An 18623-nucleotide genomic window follows, 5' to 3' on the forward strand; every position below is an offset into this window, starting at 1 on the left:
TGATAGATTTTCGGCGTCCGACTACCGGAAGGGGGACGCCGATGTCCGCCACCCCACCCCGTCCGCCGCAGGACCTCGACTTCGATCCCGAGGTCTTACGCACCCGCTACCGCGCCGAACGCGAGCGCCGGATCCGCCCCGACGGCAGCGCCCAATACCGGGGCACCGGCGGCGAGTTCGGCTACTACGCCGACGACCCTCACGCCGATCCCGAGTTCACGCGGGAGCCGTTGCACGACAGCGTGGAGGCGGTGATCGTCGGGGGCGGGTTCGGCGGTCTGCTCGCCGCCGCCCGGCTGCGGCAGTCGGGCGTGGAGTCGATCCGGGTGATCGACCAGGGCGGGGACTTCGGCGGCACCTGGTACTGGAACCGCTACCCGGGCATCCACTGCGACATCGAGTCGTACATCTACCTGCCGCTGCTGGAGGAGGTCGGCTACGTCCCGAAGTGGCGCTACGCGCCGGGCGAGGAGATCCGGCAGCACGCGCGGGCCATCGCGCGCCACTTCGGCCTCTACGACGACGCCTGCTTCCAGACGCGGGTGACCGGACTCCGCTGGGACGACGACGCGTCGGAGTGGACCGTCACCACCGACCGCGGCGACGCCATCCGGGCCCGCTACGTGATCACCTCCACCGGGACCCTGAGCCAGGCCAAACTCCCCGGCATCCCCGGCATCGAGAGCTATCGGGGCCACACCTTCCACACCAGCCGCTGGGACTACGCCTACACCGGCGGCGACGCGAACGGCGGGCTGCTGGGGCTGGCCGACAAGCGCGTCGCGCTCATCGGCACCGGCGCCACCGCCATCCAGGTCGTGCCCCATCTCGGCGCGGACGCCGCCCACCTGTACGTCTTCCAGCGCACGCCCTCCTCCGTCGACCTGCGCGACAACCGCCCCACCGACTCCGCGTGGGCCGAGGCGCTCCAGCCGGGCTGGCAGCGGCGCCGCATGGACAACTTCCTGAAGGTCGTCACCGGCGTCCGCACGGATCAGGACCTGGTGAACGACTCCTGGACCAGCAGCGCCCGGCTCCAGGAGAAGCTGATCCCGACCAACGCCTACGCGGACGTCCCGCCCGGGGACCGGGAACGGCTGTACGAGATCGCCGACTTCCAGAAGATGAACGAGATCCGCGCCCGCGTGGAGAACATCATCGAAGACCCGGAGACGGCCGAGAAGCTCAAGCCCTGGTACCGCTACATGTGCAAGCGGCCCACCTTCAGCGACCACTACCTCCAGACCTTCAACCGGCCGGATGTCACCCTCGTCGACACCGCCGACACCCACGGCGTGGAGCGGATGACGGAAACCGCCGTCGTGGTCGGCGGCACCGCGTACGAAGTGGACTGCGTCATCTTCGCGACCGGCTTCGAGGTAGGGGTCTCCGGCATCCTCTCCGGGCAGCTCCCGGTGTACGGCAGGGGAGGCGTTCCGCTCTTCGAGGCCTGGGCGGACGGCCCGAGGACGCTCCACGGCTTCTGCACCCACGGCTTCCCCAACCTCTTCCAGCTGGGCCCGCTGCAGAACGCGTCCTCGGTGAACTTCGTCCACGTCCTCGACGAACAGGCCCACCACGTCGCCCAGATGGTCGCCGAGGCCCGCAAGCGCGGGGCCCGGTACGTCGAACCCACCGCCGAGGCGCAGGACGCGTGGCTGGCCGCCCTCGCGGAGAACGCGCCCGACCTGCGGGCGTTCCAGGCGGAGTGCACCCCGGGCTACTACAACAACGAGGGCAGGCCACAGAAGCGGAACGCGTACGCCGACGGGCCGGTGGCCTTCCACGAGCTGCTCCGGCAGTGGCGTGCGAACGGTGGCATGGACGACGTGCTGGTGGAGGCGGAGGAAGCGTGAACACACCGCACCACAATCGGTACGGCGCCGCCGCAGGGGACATCACCGTCTCCGGCTCACGCCTGCGGGCGCGGCGCCTCAACCACCCCAGCCCGCTGTGGGGTTCGAACGGCGTCGCCTTCGGCCCGGACGGGCGACTGTACGTCGCCCAGTACCTCGCCGGGCAGATCAGCGCCGTCGACCCGGCCACCGGGGACGTCGAAGTGGTCGTCCCGATGGACGGCCCGGTGCAGTCGCCGGACGACCTCGCCTTCGGCGCGGACGGGTCGATGTACATCGCCGACCTGATCCCCGGCCGGGTGTGGCGGCGCAGCCCGCAGGGCGCGTACACCCTGGTCTCGGACGAGGTGAAGGTGGTCAACGGCATCACCTGCGTCGGGGACCGGCTCTTCGTCAACGAGATGCGGCCGGGCGGGCGGCTGCTGGAGCTGTTCCCGGACGGCGGCGAGCCCGTGGTGCTCACCGAAGGGCTCGCCCTCGGCAACGCCATGCAGCTCGGCCCGGACGGCCTGCTGTACTACCCGCACATGATGACGAACCAGGTGTGGCGCATCCCGCCGGACGGCGGTGTGCCCGAGGTGGTCGCCGAGGAGGTGCACGAGCCGGTCGCGGTCCGCTTCGACCAGGGCGGGGTGCTGCACGTCCTCTCGCGCGGGGCGGAGGGCATCGTCACCCGCATCGACCTGCACGGCACCGGCTCCCGCACGCTCGTCACCAGCGGCCTGGTGGGGCTGGACAACGCGGCATTCGACGCGGAGAACCGCATGTTCGTCTCCAGCTACGCCAGTGGCGGCGTCACCGAACTGCACCCCGACGGCCGCACCCGGGAGATCGTCCCCCGTGGCCTCGACGGCCCCTACGGTGTGACGGTCGACCTCGGCGGCACGGTGTACGTGGCCGACCACTACCGGCTGGCGAGCCCGGCGCTCGCCGACGAGGGCGAGCCGGTCGCCGCCGACGGGGCGGACGAGGCGGGCGGCGTCACCTCGCTCACCCTGATGCCCTTCGTCCACGGTGTGACCAACGCGGGCGGACTCGTGCACTTCACCTCCCAGTACGGCGACGTCCACACCCACGACCCCGACCGGCGGACCACGCGGCAGCGGGCGACGGGCCTGACCGAGCCGGTCGGCATCGCCGTGGGCCCGGACGGCTCGCTCGTCGTCGCGGAGGCGGGCGCGGGCCGGATCGTGTCCATCAGCGATGACGATGGCGATGGCGACACCGTTACCGTCCTCGCCGAAGGGCTCGGCCACCCGGTGGACGTGGCCTTCGACGACCGGGGACGGTGCCATGTGAGCGACGACCGGCTCGGGGCCGTCCTCCGGATCGGCGAGGACGGGACGACGGCAGTGGTCGCGGACGGGCTCGGCGCACCCCAGGGGCTGGCGGTCCGCGGCGACACGCTGTTCACCGTCGAGACCGGGCCGCGCAGGCTGACGGCGATCTCGCTGAGCACCGGGGAGCGCCGGACCGAGGCCGAGGATCTGCCGGTCGGACAGCCCCCGGGCACCGCGCCGCGCACCGCGCCCGCGCTCTTCGCCCACGGCATGGTCGGCGCTCCCCGCCCGTTCGCCGGACTCGCCACCGGCCCGGACGGCTCCCTCCTCCTCTCGGCGAATGGGGAGGGGACGGTATGGGAACTGAAGCCATGACCGGTACGGGTCTTGAGGGCCACGGTGTCGTCGTCACCGGCGCCGCGTCCGGAATCGGCCGGGCCACGGCCCTGAAGTTCGCGGGGGAAGGCGCGAGGGTGCTGGTCGCGGACGTCGACCGGGCGGGCGTCGAGGAGACCGTGGCGGAGATCGGCGCCGCCGGGGGAACGGCCCTCGCGGTCGTCGGCGACCTGAGCGACCGGCGGGTGGTGGACGAGGTGGCCGGGCGGGCCGTCGACGCCTTCGGCCGCCTCGACGTCCTGGTGAACAACGCCGGGATCATGGACCGTATGTCCGCGCTCGGCGAGACCGACGACGCCGAGTGGGAACGGGTCATCCGGATCAACCTGACGGCGCCGTTCCTGCTCACCCGTGCGGTGCTGCCGCAGATGCTGGCGGCCGGACGCGGGTCGATCGTCTTCACCGCGTCCGAGGCGAGCCTGCGCGGCAGTACGGCGGGCGCCGCCTACACGGCCTCCAAGCACGGCATCGTCGGCCTGGTGAAGAACCTGGCCGTCATGTACCGGGGGCAGGGTATCCGTGCCAACGCCATCGCCCCCGGGCCCACCCTGACCGGTATGCGGGTGGACGCCGCCGAGGAAGCCCTCGGGCCCGCCCTCGTGAGCCGGTTGAGCGCCGCCATCATGGGCCGGTACGGGTCGGCGGAGGAGCAGGCCGCCGCCATCGTCTTCCTGGCCTCCGACGCGGCGTCCTTCGTCAACGGCGCCGTCCTCCCGGTCGACGACGGCTGGGCCGCCGTCTGACGGAAGCCGCTGTCTGACGGAAGGGGCTGTCGGACGGAAAATAACGGGGTTGGTGGACGATTGTCCGGGTCGGCCGTGGGATTGCGTACGCTTTCCCCGTCCGACCTCGCCGACCGGCCGAGGAGCCGCGGTGGCCTGGGGGACGGGCCCCCGCGGACCAATGTGATGTCCCGAAGCGGTGGTGACGATGACCGGCAGGGTGCGGCGGGACGAGCAGGTCAGTGCGACACGGGAAGCGCTCCTCGGGGCGGCGGAGCGGCTGTTCGCCGAGCACGGGGTGCACGCGGTCGCCAACCGGCAGATCAGCCTGGCCGCAGGGCAGGGAAACAACGCCGCGGTCACCTATCACTTCGGCGCCAAGACCGACCTGGTGCGCGCCATCGCCCGCAGGCACGCCGAGACGATGGAGGCCGGGCGGCTGCGCATGATGACCGACATCGGCGACTCCACCGATCTGCGGGACTGGGTGGCCTGCGCGGTCCGCCCGGTCACCGGGCATCTGGAGGCCCTGGGCACCCCCAGCTGGTACGCCCGCTTCATCGCCCAGGTCACGGCCGACCCGGCGCTGCGCGCGATCACGGTCGAGGAGTTCGCGGCGGGCTCGTCGTCGATGCGGAAGCTTCAGGAGGGGATGGAGCGCTGTCTGCCCGACCTTCCGGCCGAGGTGCACGCCGAGCGCGCCGCCATGACACGTCACCTGATCACTCAGATGGCCGCGGAGCGGGAGCGTGCCCTCGCGGATAACGCACCGACGTCCAGGGCAAGTTGGCGGGAGACGGCGGACGGTCTGATCGACGTCATCGTCGCCCTGTGGCAGGCGCCGGTCACGGCCGCGTAGAGCCCCAAGAGCCTGGCTTGATCGTGGGGGTCGCACAAGATCGTTTAAGTCATTTGCTTGACTTTATTAAATCATCGGGTTTACCTGTGGGGGTCGACGGATCAACGAAGGGGCTCGGCGATGAAGGTCACTGTGGACGACGAGAAGTGCTGTGCCGCGGGCACCTGCGTGATGCTCGCGCCGGAGGTGTTCGACCAGCGTGAGGAGGACGGCATCGTCATCCTGCTGGACGCGGCGCCTCCCGGGGAGCTGCACGACATGGTGCGTGAATGCGTGCAGGTGTGCCCCGCGGGCGCGATCCAGGTGAGCGAGGACGCGTGAGTACTCCTGCCGGTGTTCTGGTGGTCGGGGCCTCCGCGGCCGGGCTCTCCACCGCGGAGGCCCTGCGGCGCAAGGGATTCCAGGGCCGCGTGACCCTGCTGGGCGCCGAACCGCATCAGCCCTACGACCGGCCGCCGCTGTCCAAGCAGGTCCTCTCCGGCACCTGGGAACCGGACCGGGCCCTGCTGCGTCAACCTGACCAACTCGCCGCTCTGGGCGCCGAGTTCATCCTCGGCGACCCGGCGGTCAGCCTTGACGCGGCGGCCCGCACCGTCCACACCGCATCGGGCCGGGTGCTGCGGGCCGACGCCGTCGTCCTGGCCACCGGTCTGCGACCCCGCACCTTCACCGGGCAGGACACTCTGGCCGGGGTCCATGTACTGCGCACCCTGGATGACGCGCAGGCACTGCGCGCCGAGCTGATGACCGCCTCGCGCGTCGTGGTGGTGGGGGACGGCGTGCTCGGCACCGAAATCGCCGCGACCACACACACCATGGGCCTGCCGGTCACCCTGGCCGGACCCCAACAGGCACCACTGGAAAGCCAGTTCGGCCCACTCATGGCGCGGCAACTCGCCGCACTCCACACCGACCGCGGCGTCGAACTGCGGCTCGGCACCGCGGTGACCGGCCTGGCCGAACACAACGGACACGTCACGGGTGTGCGCCTGGCCACCGGCGAGCTACTGCCCGCCGACGTGGTCATAGTCGCCTTCGGCTCCGCCCCGGCCACCGACTGGCTCACGGGCAGCGGCCTCAAAATCGACAACGGAGTCGTATGCGACTCCACCTGCCGCGCCGCCGACGGCATCTACGCGGTCGGCGACGTAGCCCGCTGGCACCACCACGGCCTGAACACCCTCCTGCGCCTGGAAAACCGCACCAACGCCACCGAGCAGGCAGCCCACGTGGCCGCCGCCATCCTCGGCGACCGGCGCCCCTACACCCCGGTCCCGTACTTCTGGACCGACCAGTTCGACGTCAAGATCCAGGCGTACGGCGTACCGTCGGCCGACGCCGAAGTAACCGTCGTGGAGGGCGACCTGGCACAGGGCCGCTTCGTCGCACGCTACCGCCGCAACGGCACCACGACCGGCGTACTCGGCTGGCGCATGCCCAAACAGACCCGGCTGCGCCGCCAGGAAGTCGTCGACGCGTTCCAGGACTCCCTCAGCGGAGGCACGCCATGACACGTGCGGCGAATCCGCCCGCGGAAGGCGCCGCGGGCGCCGAGACGGCGGAGCTCCCGGAGTTCCCCATGCCCCGGGCGCGAGGGTGCCCCTTCGACCCGCCCCCGGCGTTCCACGCGCTGCGGGAGGAGGGCCCGCTCACCCGGGTCCGGCTGCGGGACGGCAGCACCCCGTGGGTGGTGACCCGGTATGCCGAGCAGCGGACCCTGCTGGCCGACCCGAGGCTCAGTGTCCTCCCCGCCCTGCCCGGCTTCCCGCGCCCGGAGCGGCCGTCCGCCGACGCCGACACCGGCCACGGGGGCGGCGAGGAGTCGTCCGCCGACGCCCATGGCCTCAGCTTCATCAACATGGACGACCCCGAGCACGCCCGGCTGCGCCGGATGGTCACCGGGCCGTTCGCCATCAAGCGGATGGAAGCCATGCGCCCGGCGGTCCAGAAGATCGTCGACGATCGGATCGACGACCTGCTGGCCGGACCGAACCCGACCGATCTGGTCGAGGCCTTCGCCCTGCCGGTGCCCTCCCTGGTGATCTGCGAACTGCTCGGCGTGCCGTATGACGACCACGCGTTCTTCCAGGTCAACAGCAAGGCCATCATCACCCGCTCCTCGACGCCCGAGCAGCGCGCCGAAGCCCACCGCCGACTGGGCGACTACCTCGGCGGCCTGCTGGACACCAAGCGCGACGAGCCCGGCGAGGACGTGCTGTCCGACCTGGCCGTGAAGGTGAAGGACGGCGCGCTGACCCGCCGGGAAGCGACCTCGATGGCGGTCCTCCTGCTGTTCGCCGGGCACGAGACCACCGCCAACATGATCTCCCTGGGCACCCTGGCCCTGCTGGAGAACCCTGGCCAGCTGGCCAGGCTCCGGGAGAGCGACGACCCGGCATTCGTCGCGGGCGCGGTCGAGGAACTGCTGCGCTACCTGCACATCCCGCACCTCGGGATGCGCCGGGTCGCCCTGGAGGACATCGAGGTCGGCGGCCGGACCATCCGCGCGGGCGAAGGGCTGCTGCTGCTCAACGAGATGGGCAACCGGGACCCCGACGTCTTCCCCGGCGGCGACCGCCTGGACCTCGACCGCGAGGCCCGCCGCCACATCACCTTCAGCTTCGGCGTGCACCAGTGCCTGGGCCAGCCGCTGGCCCGCATGGAACTCCAGGTCGTCTACAGCACCCTCTACCGCCGCATCCCCACCCTGCGCCTGGCCACCGAAGTGGATCACATCCCCTTCAAGCACGACTCGTTCGTCTACGGTGTCCACGAACTCCCCGTGGCCTGGTAAGACCACGCGCCGTGCGCTGATCGGCCCCGTGGCGAACGCGCAGCCGCAGCCGCCGGGGCCCCGTTCCGCCCCTGCTTCCCACCAGGCGGTACGCGGCCGTCGATCGCCGTGGCCGGGCCGTCTAACCTCGGCGAAAGGCGGCCTTGACCGGGCGGCCGTACACCGAGGAAAGTGAGACCACTGGTGGACTTCGAACAGCTCGTCGCCTTGCGCCGGGAACTGCACCGCAACCCGGAGCCCGCGTTCGTGGAGGTCGGCACGGCGGCCCGGATCGAAGCGGCCCTCGGGGGGCTGCCGATACGCGTCCTCACGGGGAAGGCCGCCCAGGACCTCTCCGCCGTCGTCAACTTCCCGTCGCCCGAGACCCTGGACGAATGGGCGGCGCGCGCGGTCGCTTCGGGTGCTCCGGAGGAGCGGGTGCGGTACTTCCGGGAGAACGGCACCGCGCTGGTCGTCGACCTCGTGGGCACCCGTCCCGGGCCGCGATGGGGGCTTCGCGTCGACATCGACGCGCTGCCGATGCGCGAATCGGCCGACGCCGCCCATTTCCCGGTGGCGAACGGGTTCGCCGCGACGAACGGCGCCATGCACGCATGCGGCCACGACGCCCACGCCACCATCGGCGTCGGCCTGCTGCACCGGCTGGCGGACCGCGACTTCGCGGGGTCGCTGCGGGTCCTGTTCCAGCCCGCCGAGGAGGGGGTCAGGGGAGCGCAGACGATGATCGACGCCGGGGTGGCCGACGAGATCGACCACATGCTCGCCCTGCACATGGCCGGGGACATGGCCGTCGGCGGGGTCGTGGGCAGCTTCACCGGTGGTCTGGCCACCCGCAAGCTGAAGGTCGACTTCGAGGGCAAGGCCTCGCACGCGGCCGGTGCGCCGGAAGCGGGCCGTAACGCGCTGCTCGCGGCGGCCACCGCCGCGCTGGGCATCATGGGCGTCCCGCGCTTCAGCTCGGCGGACACCCGGCTCAACGTCGGCACGCTCGTCGCCGGTGACGGAGTGAACATCGTGCCCTCCTCCGCGGCGATGACCTGCGAGGTCCGGGCGACCGACGACGAGGTCGTCGACGAACTGGTCGACCGGGTCCGGTCGATCGTGGAGGGGGCGAGCCTGGCGCAGGGGGTCCGGGGGAGCGTCGCGGTGATGGGCCAGTCCGCCACCGTCACACCGGACGACGAGATGATCGACCGCATCGTGGAGGTGGCCACCGCCCATGACGATGTCACCGAGGTCATCCGCACCCGGGCGTTCTCGGGCAGCGACGACGCCAACCTTCTCATCCGCCATGTCCAGCGGCGCGGGGGCAAGGGCGCCTATCTGATGGTCGGCGCGGGGAGCCCGGGGCCGCACCACAGCGAGAACTTCGACATCGGGGAGGAAGCGATCCCGACCGCGATCGACATCCTCGCCTCGCTGATCCGCGGATAGCCGCCGCTCTCCCGGGGCCCGTCGGCGTGGGAGCGTCGTGGGAGCTGTGGGAGCGCTTCCATGACGGTCGTGTTCATGCCACGATGCTGGGCGGGCAGGCCGCGCACGGGGGCGTCCTTCAGCGGCATGTCCTGATCACGAACGATCCGCGACCGCGATCAGGAAGGGATGAGGACGTGTCCCCATCGACCCGCACCACCCCGCGCAGACCACGGCGTTCGGTGCTCGTCGCCCTCGTCGGAGCGCTGGTCTCGTTACTGGCGGTCATGCTGCTGGGCGCGCCCACCGCCTCGGCCCGTACGGCCGCCGCCAAGGCTCCCACTGCGGCCCTCACCGAGATCAAGAACTTCGGCACCAACCCCAGCGATCTCCAGATGTACCTGTACGTCCCGGACAACGTCGCCCCCCACCCCGCCGTGGTGGTGGTCGTGCACTACTGCACGGGATCCGGGCCCGCGATGTACTCCGGCACCGAGTTCGCCTCGCTGGCCGACCGGTACGGCTTCATCGCCGTGTATCCGTCCGTCACCCGCAGCAGCAAGTGCTTCGACGTCTCCTCACCGCAGGCGCTGCGCCGTGGCGGGGGAAGCGACCCGGTGGGCATCAAGTCCATGGTCGACTGGGTGACCCGTACCTACTCCGCCGACACCAGCAGGGTCTTCGCCACCGGTACCTCCTCCGGCGCGATGATGACCAATGTGCTGCTGGGGGACTACCCCGATGTGTTCGCGGCGGGTTCGGCGTTCGCCGGTGTGCCGTTCGCCTGCTTCGCCACCACCAACGGGTCCGAGTGGAACAGCGACTGCGCCAACGGCACCATCACCCACACCCCGCAGCAGTGGGGCGATCTGGTCCGCGGCGCCTACCCGGGGTACAGCGGGCCCCGGCCGCGTATGCAGCTCTGGCACGGAACGCAGGACGAAACGCTGCGCTACCCCAACTTCGGGGAGGAGATCAAGCAGTGGACGAACGTCCAGGGCGTCGGCCAGACCCCGGCCCGCACCGACTCCCCCCAGTCCGGCTGGACCCGTACTCGCTACGGCTCCACCGGTGACCAGGCCCCCGTCGAGGCCATCAGCTTGCAGGGCGTCGGCCACAACCTGGTCACCAGCGGAATGGCGGCCCGCGTGATCACGTTCTTCGGCCTGGACGGCGCGGGCCCCGGCCCCGGGCCCGAACCGCAGCCGGGCGCCTGCCGGGTGTCGGCCACCACCAGCCCCTGGAGCACCGGCCTGACCGCGTCCGTGACCCTCACCAACACGGGCACCACCACGCTGAACGGCTGGCAGCTGGGCTTCACCCTGCCCTCCGGCCAGACCATCACCGGCGGCTGGGGCGCCACATACAGCCCGGCGAGCGGAGCCGTGACCGCCACCAACGCCGCCTACAACGCCACACTCGCCCCGGGCGCGAGCGTCACCATCGGCTACCAGGCCAACCACACGGGCACCACGAGCGCCCCGGGTGCCTTCACCCTCAACGGAAAGACCTGCACCTGACGTCCGCGGAGACTCTCGTGTCCACGGATTCGTAAGGTCGGTGTACAACAGGGTCACGTGCCGGGCGACTGGAAAGGCACTGGCGAGCCGCATGTTCGACGAGGAGCACGGGATGACCCTGACCGACGCACAGCGCGAGGAAGCCTGCCGACTGCTGCGGGAGGCCGAACGGAGCGTGGCGCCGATCGACCCGCTGACGGAGCTGATGCCCGGCCTGGAGGTGGCCGACGCCTACGCCGTCCAGCGGGACAACATCGCGCGGCGGCTGGCCGCCGGGGCCACGGTCGTCGGCCACAAGGTCGGGCTGACCGCCGCCGCGATGCGGCAGCTCCTCGGCGTGGACGAGCCGGACTTCGGCCAGCTGCTCGACGACATGGTCCACCGCGACGGCGGTACCGTACCCGCGGCGCGCTACTGCGCCCCGCGCATCGAACCGGAGATCTGCTTCCGTCTCGCCGCGCCGCTGCGCGGACCGGGCGTCACCGTCGAGGACGTCCTCGCGGCCACCGACGCGGTCGCCCCGGCCCTGGAGATCGTCGACAGCCGGATTCGCGACTGGAAGATCACCCTGGCCGACACGGTGGCGGACAACGCCAGTTCCGCCGGTCTGGTCCACGGCGCCTGGACGCCCCTGGCCGAGGCGCCCGACCTCGCCACCGTCGTGGCCGACCTGGTGGTCGACGGTGAACCGGTCGCCTCGGGCAGCGGCCGCGAGGTGCTGGGCCACCCCGCTGCCGCGGTCGCCTGGCTGGCCAACACCCTCGCCGGGTTCGGCACCGCCCTGGAGCCCGGACACCTGGTGCTGCCCGGCACCATGACCGGCGCCCCGTTCGTCAGCCCCGGCCAGCGGGTCGAGGCACGCTTCAGCGGCCTCGGGCCGGTGTCGGTGACCTTTACCTGAGATACCCGGCACCGGCCGCGGCTCAGATACCGAATTCCGTGGGCGCGATCCCGAGGGTGGCGCAGGCCTCGCGGATGGCCTGCTGCTCGGACGGCTCGATGTAGCCGTCGGCCCCGGCGATGATGATGCCGGTCTGGATGACCGCGCGGGCCTCCGTCGGCTTCTTGGCCGCCTTGGCGATCTCCTGCATCGCCTCGGTCTTGCCCAGCTGGAAGTTGGCCACGAGCCGGTCCAGGTTCTTGTTGAACCGCTGGCGGAGCTGGTCCGCCGGGAAGTTCTGCAGGACGTCGTTGGTGGTGATCAGTTCCTCTACGCGCTGCCGCTCGGCGGGCTCGATGTGCCCGTCTGCCGCGGCCACCAGCGCGCACATCGCCATCGTGGCATCGCGGTAGGCGCCGCTCTTCAGCTCGGTCTTGACCGACGCGAGCTGGGTCTTGAGCAGTCCGACCAGCTGGGCCTTGGAGCCGCCGGAGGACGAGCCGGACCCGTGGCCGCCGCCGTGCTGCCCCTGCCCGTAGGAGCCCTGCCCCTGCTGACCGGCCCCGCCTCTTCCCCGGGCGCTCTGGGTCTGCTGCAGGTTCTTGGCCTGGTCCTTGAGCCGGTCCCACATTGCCATCGGTGCCACCTCGGCTTCTGTTGCTGCTTATCCGGTTCTGCTCGTCTGTCGCGCTGCTTCGCGGTCTGCCTCAGGTGAACGCGCCTGGCGGCGACCGGGTTCCCTCACAGCAAAGCACACGTAAAGTCCCGCGCGTCAGCCCCGGGTGATCCGGGCCGTGACCGGAAGGTGGTCGCTGCCGGTGGCGGGCAGGGTGCGGAGGGGGCCGACCGTCGCCGAACGGGCCATGACCTGGTCGATCCGGGCCAGCGGGAAGGCGGCCGGAAAGCTGAACGCGAAACCCCGCTCCGCCACCTTCATCCGCGAGGTCAGCGGGGACAGCCCGCGGTCGTCGACCGTGCTGTTGAGGTCGCCCAGCACCAGCACGCTCCTCACCTTCTCGGCGGCGACGGCCTTCCCCAGCAGACCGGCGCTCTCATCGCGCCAGGCGGACCCGAGTCCGCCCGCCCCGACCCGGACCGAGGGCAGGTGCGCGACGTACGCCGCGATCCGGCCGCGCGGCGTGTGGACGACGGCCCGTAGCCCGCGACTCCAGTTCTCCGTGATCGCCCGGGGCTTGATGTCCACCCGGCGGGTGCCGCTCAGCGGATGCTTGGACCAGAGCCCGACGGTGCCGTGGACCGTGTGATACGGGTAATCCGGGGCGAGGGTCTTCTCGTAGACCGGCAGCGCCGGCGGAACCAGTTCCTCCAGCGCGATGAGATCGGGCCCGGCGTCGGCCAGGGCGCGGGCCGTTCCCCCGGGGTCGGTGTTCTCGTCGCTCACGTTGTGCTGCACCACGACCAGATCGTGCGCCGAGGGCTCCGCACCGGGGAGGAGCAGCGGGCCGAAGAGATACGCCCAGACCGCCGCCGGAAGCAGCAGGGCCACCAGCGCCGTGGCCGAGCGGCGCAGCAGCGCCGGGCCGAGCAGCACCACGACCGCCAGCCCGAGCCAGGGCAGGAACGACTCCAGCAGACTGCCCAGCCGGACCCCGGAGTTGGGCACGGCCCGGGGGAACGCCAGCAGCCCGGCCGTCAGCACCGCGAGCGCGGCGAGCACCCGCCCCCGCTGCCACCCCCACCGGCGCGTCGCCTTGTCGTCGCCGTCCGCCCGCTCCGTCATGTCTTTCCTCTCTGTAGCGCCCTCGCCTGTCTGGACGAGCGGGCAGGTGGATCAGGTTCTGCCGAGACGGAGCCGCTTTGCCGTCGCCGACGTTAGGGGCGATCAGGGGTTGGGGGGTCATTTCACCCTGCGTAGCGTTCCCGGCAAGCGCGCGTCGCAGTGTCGGGCGCCTCTTCGACCCGGGGTGGCTGTGGTGGGCAACCAGGAGAAGCTTCTCGACTACCTCAAGCGCGCGACCACGGACCTGCGCGCTGCCCGTAGGCGCATCGCGGAGATCGAGGACCGCGACCGGGAGCCGATCGCCATCGTCGCGATGGCGTGCCGCTATCCGGGTGGGGTGGACTCGCCGGAGGGGTTGTGGCGGCTGGTCGACGAGGGTGTGGACGCGATCTCGGAGTTTCCGGCCGACCGTGGCTGGGGCGTCGAGGACATCTACGACCCCGAGCCCGGCAAACCCGGGAAGACAGCCGCCCGCGAGGGCGGATTCCTCCATGACGCGGGCGAGTTCGACGTCCAGCTCTTCGGCATCAGCCCACGTGAGGCCACCGAAACCGACCCGCAGCAGCGATTACTGCTGGAGGTGTCGTGGGAGGTGCTGGAGCGCGCCGGAATCGATCCGCTGTCGCTGAAGGGCAGCCCGACGGGCGTGTTCGCCGGGCTGATGTACCACGACTACGCGCGCGGCAGCAACGGCGGCAGCATCGTCTCGGGCCGGGTGTCCTACACGCTCGGTCTCGAAGGCCCGGCGGTGACCGTGGACACGGCGTGCTCGTCGTCGCTGGTCGCCCTGCACATGGCCATGCAGTCGCTGCGTTCGGGGGAGTGCACGCTCGCGCTCGCGGGCGGAGTGACGGTGATGTCCACCCCCGAGATGTTCATCTACTTCAGCGAACAACGCGGCCTGGCGACGGACGGCCGCTGCAAGTCGTTCGGCGCGGGCGCTCATGGTGTGGGCTGCTCCGAAGGCGCGGGAGTTCTCCTCCTGGAACGCCTGTCGGACGCGCGCCGCCACGGTCACCCGGTGCTGGCGGTGGTGCGGGGGAGTGCCCTGAACCAGGACGGTGCCAGTAACGGCATGTCGGCTCCGAACGGTCCGTCGCAGCGGCGTGTCATTCGTCAGGCGTTGGCGAACGCGGGTCTGTCGGCGGGTGATGTGGACGCGGTCGAGGCGCATGGTACGGGGACGACGCTGGGTGATCCGATCGAGGCGCAGGCGCTGCTGGCCACGTATGGGCAGGACCGTGCGGAGCCGCTGTGGCTGGGGTCGGTCAAGTCCAACATGGGCCACACCCAGGCCGCTTCGGGCGTGGCCGGGATCATCAAAGTGGTGCAGGCGATGCGGCACGGGGTGTTGCCGAGGACCCTGCACGTGGAGGAGCCGACGCCGCAGGTGGACTGGTCGGCGGGGAATGTCCGGCTGTTGACCGAGCCGAGGGAGTGGCGGCGTGGCGAGCGCCCGCGCCGTGCGGGCGTCTCCTCGTTCGGAATGAGCGGGACGAACGCCCATGTGATCGTCGAGGAGGCGCCACCGGTCGAGGACGAGCCCGAGGAGCGCCGCGAGCTGCCGGTGGCGCCCATCGTCCTCTCGGCCGGAACCGCCGAGGCGCTTCAGGCGCAGGTTCAGCGGATGCGCGCGTTCGCGGCGGATCACGATGAGCTTGATGTGGCGTTTTCGGCGGCGACGGGGCGTGCCGCGCTGGAGCATCGTGCGGTGCTGGTCGGGTCGGAGACGGTCAGCGGGGTGGCGGCGTCGGGTGGGGGCGGCGGCAAGGTGGCGTTCCTGTTTACGGGGCAGGGGAGTCAACGCCTGGGTATGGGGCGGGAGTTGTATGGCGGCTTCCCGGTGTTCGCGGCGGCGTTCGATGCGGTGTGTGAGGCGTCGGGGCTTCCGCTGAAGGATGTGGTGTGGGGTGACGATGCGGCGGTGCTGCACCGTACGGAGTTCACCCAGCCCGCGATCTTCGCTCTGGAAGTGGCGCTGTATCGGCTGGTGGAGTCCTGGGGGCTTCGTCCGGATTTCCTGGCCGGGCATTCCATTGGTGAGCTGGCGGCGGCGCATGTGGCGGGTGTGCTGAGTCTGGAGGACGCGACGCGGTTGGTGGTGGCGCGGGGGCGGTTGATGCAGGCGCTGCCGTCGGGTGGGGCGATGGTGGCGATTCAGGCCACGGAGGAGGAGGTGGCGCCGCTGCTGGACGGTGAGGTGGGGATCGCGGCGGTCAACGGCCCGTCGTCGGTGGTGGTCTCCGGTACGGAGGGTGCCGTAGCAGCGGTTGCTGCCCGGTTCGGCGACCGTAAGACGAGCCGCCTGTCCGTCTCGCACGCATTCCATTCCCCCTTGATGGACCCGATGCTGGAGGAGTTCCGCAAGGTCGCGGAGAGTGTGGAGTACCGCGAGCCGATGGTCCGTTTTGTCAAGGATGTGGCGTCGGCGGAGTACTGGGTGCGGCATGTGCGGGAGGCGGTGCGGTTCGCCGATGACGTGCGTGCGCTGCGGGACGAAGGGGTCACGCGGTTCCTGGAGGTGGGTCCGGATGGTGTGTTGACGGCGATGGCGCAGCAGTCCGTCGAGGGCACGATGGCGGCCACGTTGCGCCGTGACCGGTCCGAGGTGGAGGGGGTGTTCGCGGGGGTTGGGCGGTTGTATGCGGCTGGGGTGGCGGTGGATTGGGGTGCGGTGTTCGCGGGGCGTGGTGCCCGGCGGGTCGAGTTGCCCACGTATCCGTTCCAGCGCAAGCGGTACTGGCTGGTCGAGCAGTCCAAGGCCCTCGCCGGGGCCGATGCCGTAGACCACCCGCTGCTGACCTCGATGGTGGAGCTTCCCGAGGACGGCGGGGCCGTGTTCACCGGGCGGCTCTCCCTCGACTCCCACCCCTGGCTCGCCGAGCACGACGCCTTCGGCGCGGTGGTGGTGCCCGGGCAGGTGTTCCTGGAACTGGCCCTGTTCGCCGCCGAGCGGACGGGCCATGGCCGGGTCGATGAGCTGGATCTCCACGCACCGCTGGTCCTGGCCGCCGACGAGGACGTCATGACGCTGCGCGTGCTGGTCGGCGCGGCGGGGGCCATCAGTGTGCACGCGCGGAGTGACGGCCGGACGGCCTGGGTGAAGCACGCCACGGGTGTCCTGGCCGCCGGGACCGGGGCCGAAGGTTCCTCCTGGGTGCGCGATGAGGCGACGTACGCCGAGATGCTCGACGCCGCCGCGCAGGCCGCCGGGGTCCACACCGACGGCGTACCGACCCTCGCTCACGAGTGGCGCGGGGCCTCGGTGCGCGTCGACGAGGAGGGGTGTCCGGTCCTGGCGGTGGAGTCGGCCGGGACACGTGCGATCTCCACGGAGGAGGTGCGGGCCCACACCGGAGGCCGCGAATCGCTCTTCCACGTGGAGTGGATCGCGCCCCCGGCACCGCCCGCAGACGCAGACGCCGAGACCGGCGCTCACCTGGTCTATGCGTGTCCGCCGGTGGCGGACGCCACGCCGGAGGGCTTCCGCGCGCTGGCCCGTCAGGTGCTGTCCGACGTCCAGAAGTGGCTGACCGATGAGCAGGCAGCGTCGTCCAGGCTCGTGGTCGTCACACGCGGTGCGACCGACGGCACCGACCTGGGGCATGCGGCGGTGTGGGGGCTGGTGCGCGCGGCGGCGGGGGAGCATCCGGGCCGGTTCGTCCTGGTTGACCTGGACGCCGATGCCGACGATGACGCCGAGCTGCCCGAGACGGCGCTGCGCCTCGACGAGCCCGAGATCGCCGTTCGCGGCGGCCAGATCCTGGTGCCGAGGCTTGCGCGCGTCCCAGCGCTGGACGGTGCCCCGGCGTGGGGGCCGGACGGTACGGTCCTGATCACCGGTGGCACGAGCGGGCTCGGCGCCCTGACCGCCCGCCACCTGGCCGGTGAGCACGGCGTGCGGAGCCTGCTGCTGACCAGCCGCCGAGGCATGGACGCGCCGGGCGCGTCCGAACTCGTCAAAGAACTAAACGAGTTGGGTGCCACGGCAGAAGTGGCGGCCTGCGATGTCACCGACCGGGACGCCGTGGCCGCGCTGCTGTCCGGCCGGTCCCTGACGGGCGTCGTGCACTCGGCCGGGGTCGTGGACGACATGCTGATCGGGGCGTTGACGCCCGAGCGGCTGGACGCGGTCATGAGGCCGAAGGTGGACGCCGCCTGGCATCTGCACGAACTCACCCGCGAACACGACCTCTCGGCGTTCGTGATCTTCTCGTCCGTCGCGGGCACCCTCGGCGGCGCCGGACAGGGCAACTACGCTGCCGCGAACGCCTGGCTGGACGCGTTCGCCCGGTACCGCACCGCCCAGGGGCTTCCCGCGCTGACCCTGGGCTGGGGACCGTGGACCCAGGTCGGCGGCATGGCCGACCGGCTGGACGAGGCCGAGTTGCAGCGGCTCCGGCGCACCGGAATGCCACCGCTGTCCCCCGACGAGGGACTGGCGCTGCTGGACGCGGCGACCGTGCCGGGGCGGCCGCCGGTGACACTTCCGGTCCGGTTCGACCTGGCGGTGATGCGCTCCCAGGCCGGAGCGGGGACGCTCCCCGCCCTGTTCGGCGGGCTGGTGCGCGCCCCGGCCCGCCACGCGCCGTCCGGCCGGGAGTCGCTGGAGCGGCGGCTCAACGGGCTGACCGGGACGGAACGCGAACAGCTCCTGCTGGAGCTGGTGCGCGGCCATGTCGCGCGCGTCCTGGGACACGACGGCGTCGAGGAGGTGCCGCCGGACCGCGCGGTGAACGAGCTGGGCCTCACCTCGCTGGGCGCGGTGGAACTGCGTAACGCGCTCAACGCCGAGACCGGTCTCGCGCTGCCGCCGACCCTGGTCTTCGACCACCCGACGCCCCTCGCCGTCGCCGGTCTCCTGCACGACGGGCTGCGGCCGGCCGAGGCCGACCGCGCCGCGCCGCTGCTGGCCGAACTGAACCGGCTGGAGGCCGCCCTGACCACGCTCGCCTCGGACGACGGCGCCGCACACGCCAAGGTCACGGCCCGGCTGGAGGCGGCGTCGCGGCGGGCCCGGGACGTGCGCAACGGCGTGGTGGCGGATGCCGGGCCGGACGACGCCCTCGCGCCCTCGTCAGACGACGAGCTGTTCGAGGCGCTGAACAAGGAACTGGGACTGTCCTGACGGACACCGCGTCTGCTTGTGGACTTTCACGGAT

13 protein-coding genes are annotated in these 18623 nt (G+C 71.5%); 11 read left to right on the forward strand and 2 right to left on the reverse strand.

All coding sequences use genetic code 11. From position 1 onward, the window contains the following. The first annotated feature begins 41 nt into the window (after positions 1 to 41). From ABZ370_RS04765 to ABZ370_RS04810, 10 genes are all read left to right on the forward strand, one after another. On the forward strand, positions 42 to 1856 hold the full coding sequence (locus tag ABZ370_RS04765) for an NAD(P)/FAD-dependent oxidoreductase (RefSeq protein ID WP_358616448.1): 1815 nt from the start codon (positions 42 to 44) through the stop codon (positions 1854 to 1856). Then, the gene (locus ABZ370_RS04770) at positions 1853 to 3511 is read left to right on the forward strand and encodes a hypothetical protein (protein WP_358616451.1); all 1659 of its coding nucleotides are present in this window, start codon (positions 1853 to 1855) and stop codon (positions 3509 to 3511) included. Before ABZ370_RS04765 ends, ABZ370_RS04770 begins: the two co-directional genes overlap by 4 nt. Then, entirely contained in the window at positions 3508 to 4275 is a 768-nt protein-coding gene (locus tag ABZ370_RS04775) for an SDR family oxidoreductase (protein ID WP_358617417.1), read from the forward strand. The genes ABZ370_RS04770 and ABZ370_RS04775 overlap by 4 nt, the downstream gene beginning before the upstream one ends. A 187-nt stretch (positions 4276 to 4462) precedes the next feature. Continuing rightward, complete coding sequence (locus ABZ370_RS04780; protein WP_358616453.1) at positions 4463 to 5113, forward strand: TetR family transcriptional regulator; 651 nt, start codon at positions 4463 to 4465, stop codon at positions 5111 to 5113. Positions 5114 to 5233: 120 nt separating this feature from the next. Beyond that, entirely contained in the window at positions 5234 to 5434 is a 201-nt protein-coding gene (locus ABZ370_RS04785; protein ID WP_358616455.1) for a ferredoxin, read from the forward strand. After that, a complete protein-coding gene (locus ABZ370_RS04790; RefSeq protein WP_358616457.1) occupies positions 5431 to 6624 on the forward strand; it encodes an FAD/NAD(P)-binding oxidoreductase in 1194 nt (397 codons plus the stop codon). Before ABZ370_RS04785 ends, ABZ370_RS04790 begins: the two co-directional genes overlap by 4 nt. Then, positions 6621 to 7907 (forward strand): cytochrome P450, encoded by a 1287-nt coding sequence (locus ABZ370_RS04795; protein WP_358616460.1) that lies wholly within the window; start codon positions 6621 to 6623, stop codon positions 7905 to 7907. The genes ABZ370_RS04790 and ABZ370_RS04795 overlap by 4 nt, the downstream gene beginning before the upstream one ends. Positions 7908 to 8078: 171 nt before the next feature. Beyond that, positions 8079 to 9341, forward strand: a complete 1263-nt coding sequence (locus ABZ370_RS04800; protein WP_358616462.1) for an amidohydrolase — start codon at positions 8079 to 8081, stop codon at positions 9339 to 9341. Positions 9342 to 9517: 176 nt separating this feature from the next. Then, positions 9518 to 10840, forward strand: coding sequence for a PHB depolymerase family esterase (locus ABZ370_RS04805; protein WP_358616464.1), 1323 nt, complete (start codon positions 9518 to 9520; stop codon positions 10838 to 10840). Between the two features lie 112 nt (positions 10841 to 10952). Next, a complete protein-coding gene (locus tag ABZ370_RS04810) occupies positions 10953 to 11741 on the forward strand; it encodes a fumarylacetoacetate hydrolase family protein (RefSeq protein ID WP_358616466.1) in 789 nt (262 codons plus the stop codon). A gap of 22 nt (positions 11742 to 11763) precedes the next feature. Here the strand turns inward: ABZ370_RS04810 and ABZ370_RS04815 are convergent, their stop codons facing one another. Next, positions 11764 to 12357, reverse strand: coding sequence for a TerB family tellurite resistance protein (locus tag ABZ370_RS04815; protein WP_358616469.1), 594 nt, complete (start codon positions 12355 to 12357; stop codon positions 11764 to 11766). A gap of 135 nt (positions 12358 to 12492) precedes the next feature. After that, a complete protein-coding gene (locus ABZ370_RS04820) occupies positions 12493 to 13461 on the reverse strand; it encodes an endonuclease/exonuclease/phosphatase family protein (RefSeq protein WP_358616472.1) in 969 nt (322 codons plus the stop codon). 193 nt (positions 13462 to 13654) lie between these two features. On the opposite strand from ABZ370_RS04820, the gene ABZ370_RS04825 reads away from it, so the two are divergent. Continuing rightward, on the forward strand, positions 13655 to 18589 hold the full coding sequence (locus tag ABZ370_RS04825) for an SDR family NAD(P)-dependent oxidoreductase (protein ID WP_358616474.1): 4935 nt from the start codon (positions 13655 to 13657) through the stop codon (positions 18587 to 18589). The last annotated feature ends 34 nt before the right edge of the window (positions 18590 to 18623 follow it).

The organism is Streptomyces sp. NPDC005962 (assembly GCF_040629205.1).
Taxonomy (GTDB): Bacteria; Actinomycetota; Actinomycetes; order Streptomycetales; family Streptomycetaceae; genus Streptomyces.

Bases quoted from the DNA above. Each gene is read 5' to 3' on its own strand.
- ABZ370_RS04765 (WP_358616448.1), top strand. From the start codon at position 42: ATGTCCGCCACCCCACCCCGTCCGCCGCAGGACCTCGACTTCGATCCC.
- ABZ370_RS04775 (WP_358617417.1), top strand. From the start codon at position 3,508: ATGACCGGTACGGGTCTTGAGGGCCACGGTGTCGTCGTCACCGGCGCC.
- ABZ370_RS04780 (WP_358616453.1), top strand. From the start codon at position 4,463: ATGACCGGCAGGGTGCGGCGGGACGAGCAGGTCAGTGCGACACGGGAA.
- ABZ370_RS04785 (WP_358616455.1), top strand. From the start codon at position 5,234: ATGAAGGTCACTGTGGACGACGAGAAGTGCTGTGCCGCGGGCACCTGC.
- ABZ370_RS04795 (WP_358616460.1), top strand. From the start codon at position 6,621: ATGACACGTGCGGCGAATCCGCCCGCGGAAGGCGCCGCGGGCGCCGAG.
- ABZ370_RS04810 (WP_358616466.1), top strand. From the start codon at position 10,953: ATGACCCTGACCGACGCACAGCGCGAGGAAGCCTGCCGACTGCTGCGG.
- ABZ370_RS04815 (WP_358616469.1), bottom strand. From the start codon at position 12,357: ATGGCAATGTGGGACCGGCTCAAGGACCAGGCCAAGAACCTGCAGCAG.
- ABZ370_RS04820 (WP_358616472.1), bottom strand. From the start codon at position 13,461: ATGACGGAGCGGGCGGACGGCGACGACAAGGCGACGCGCCGGTGGGGG.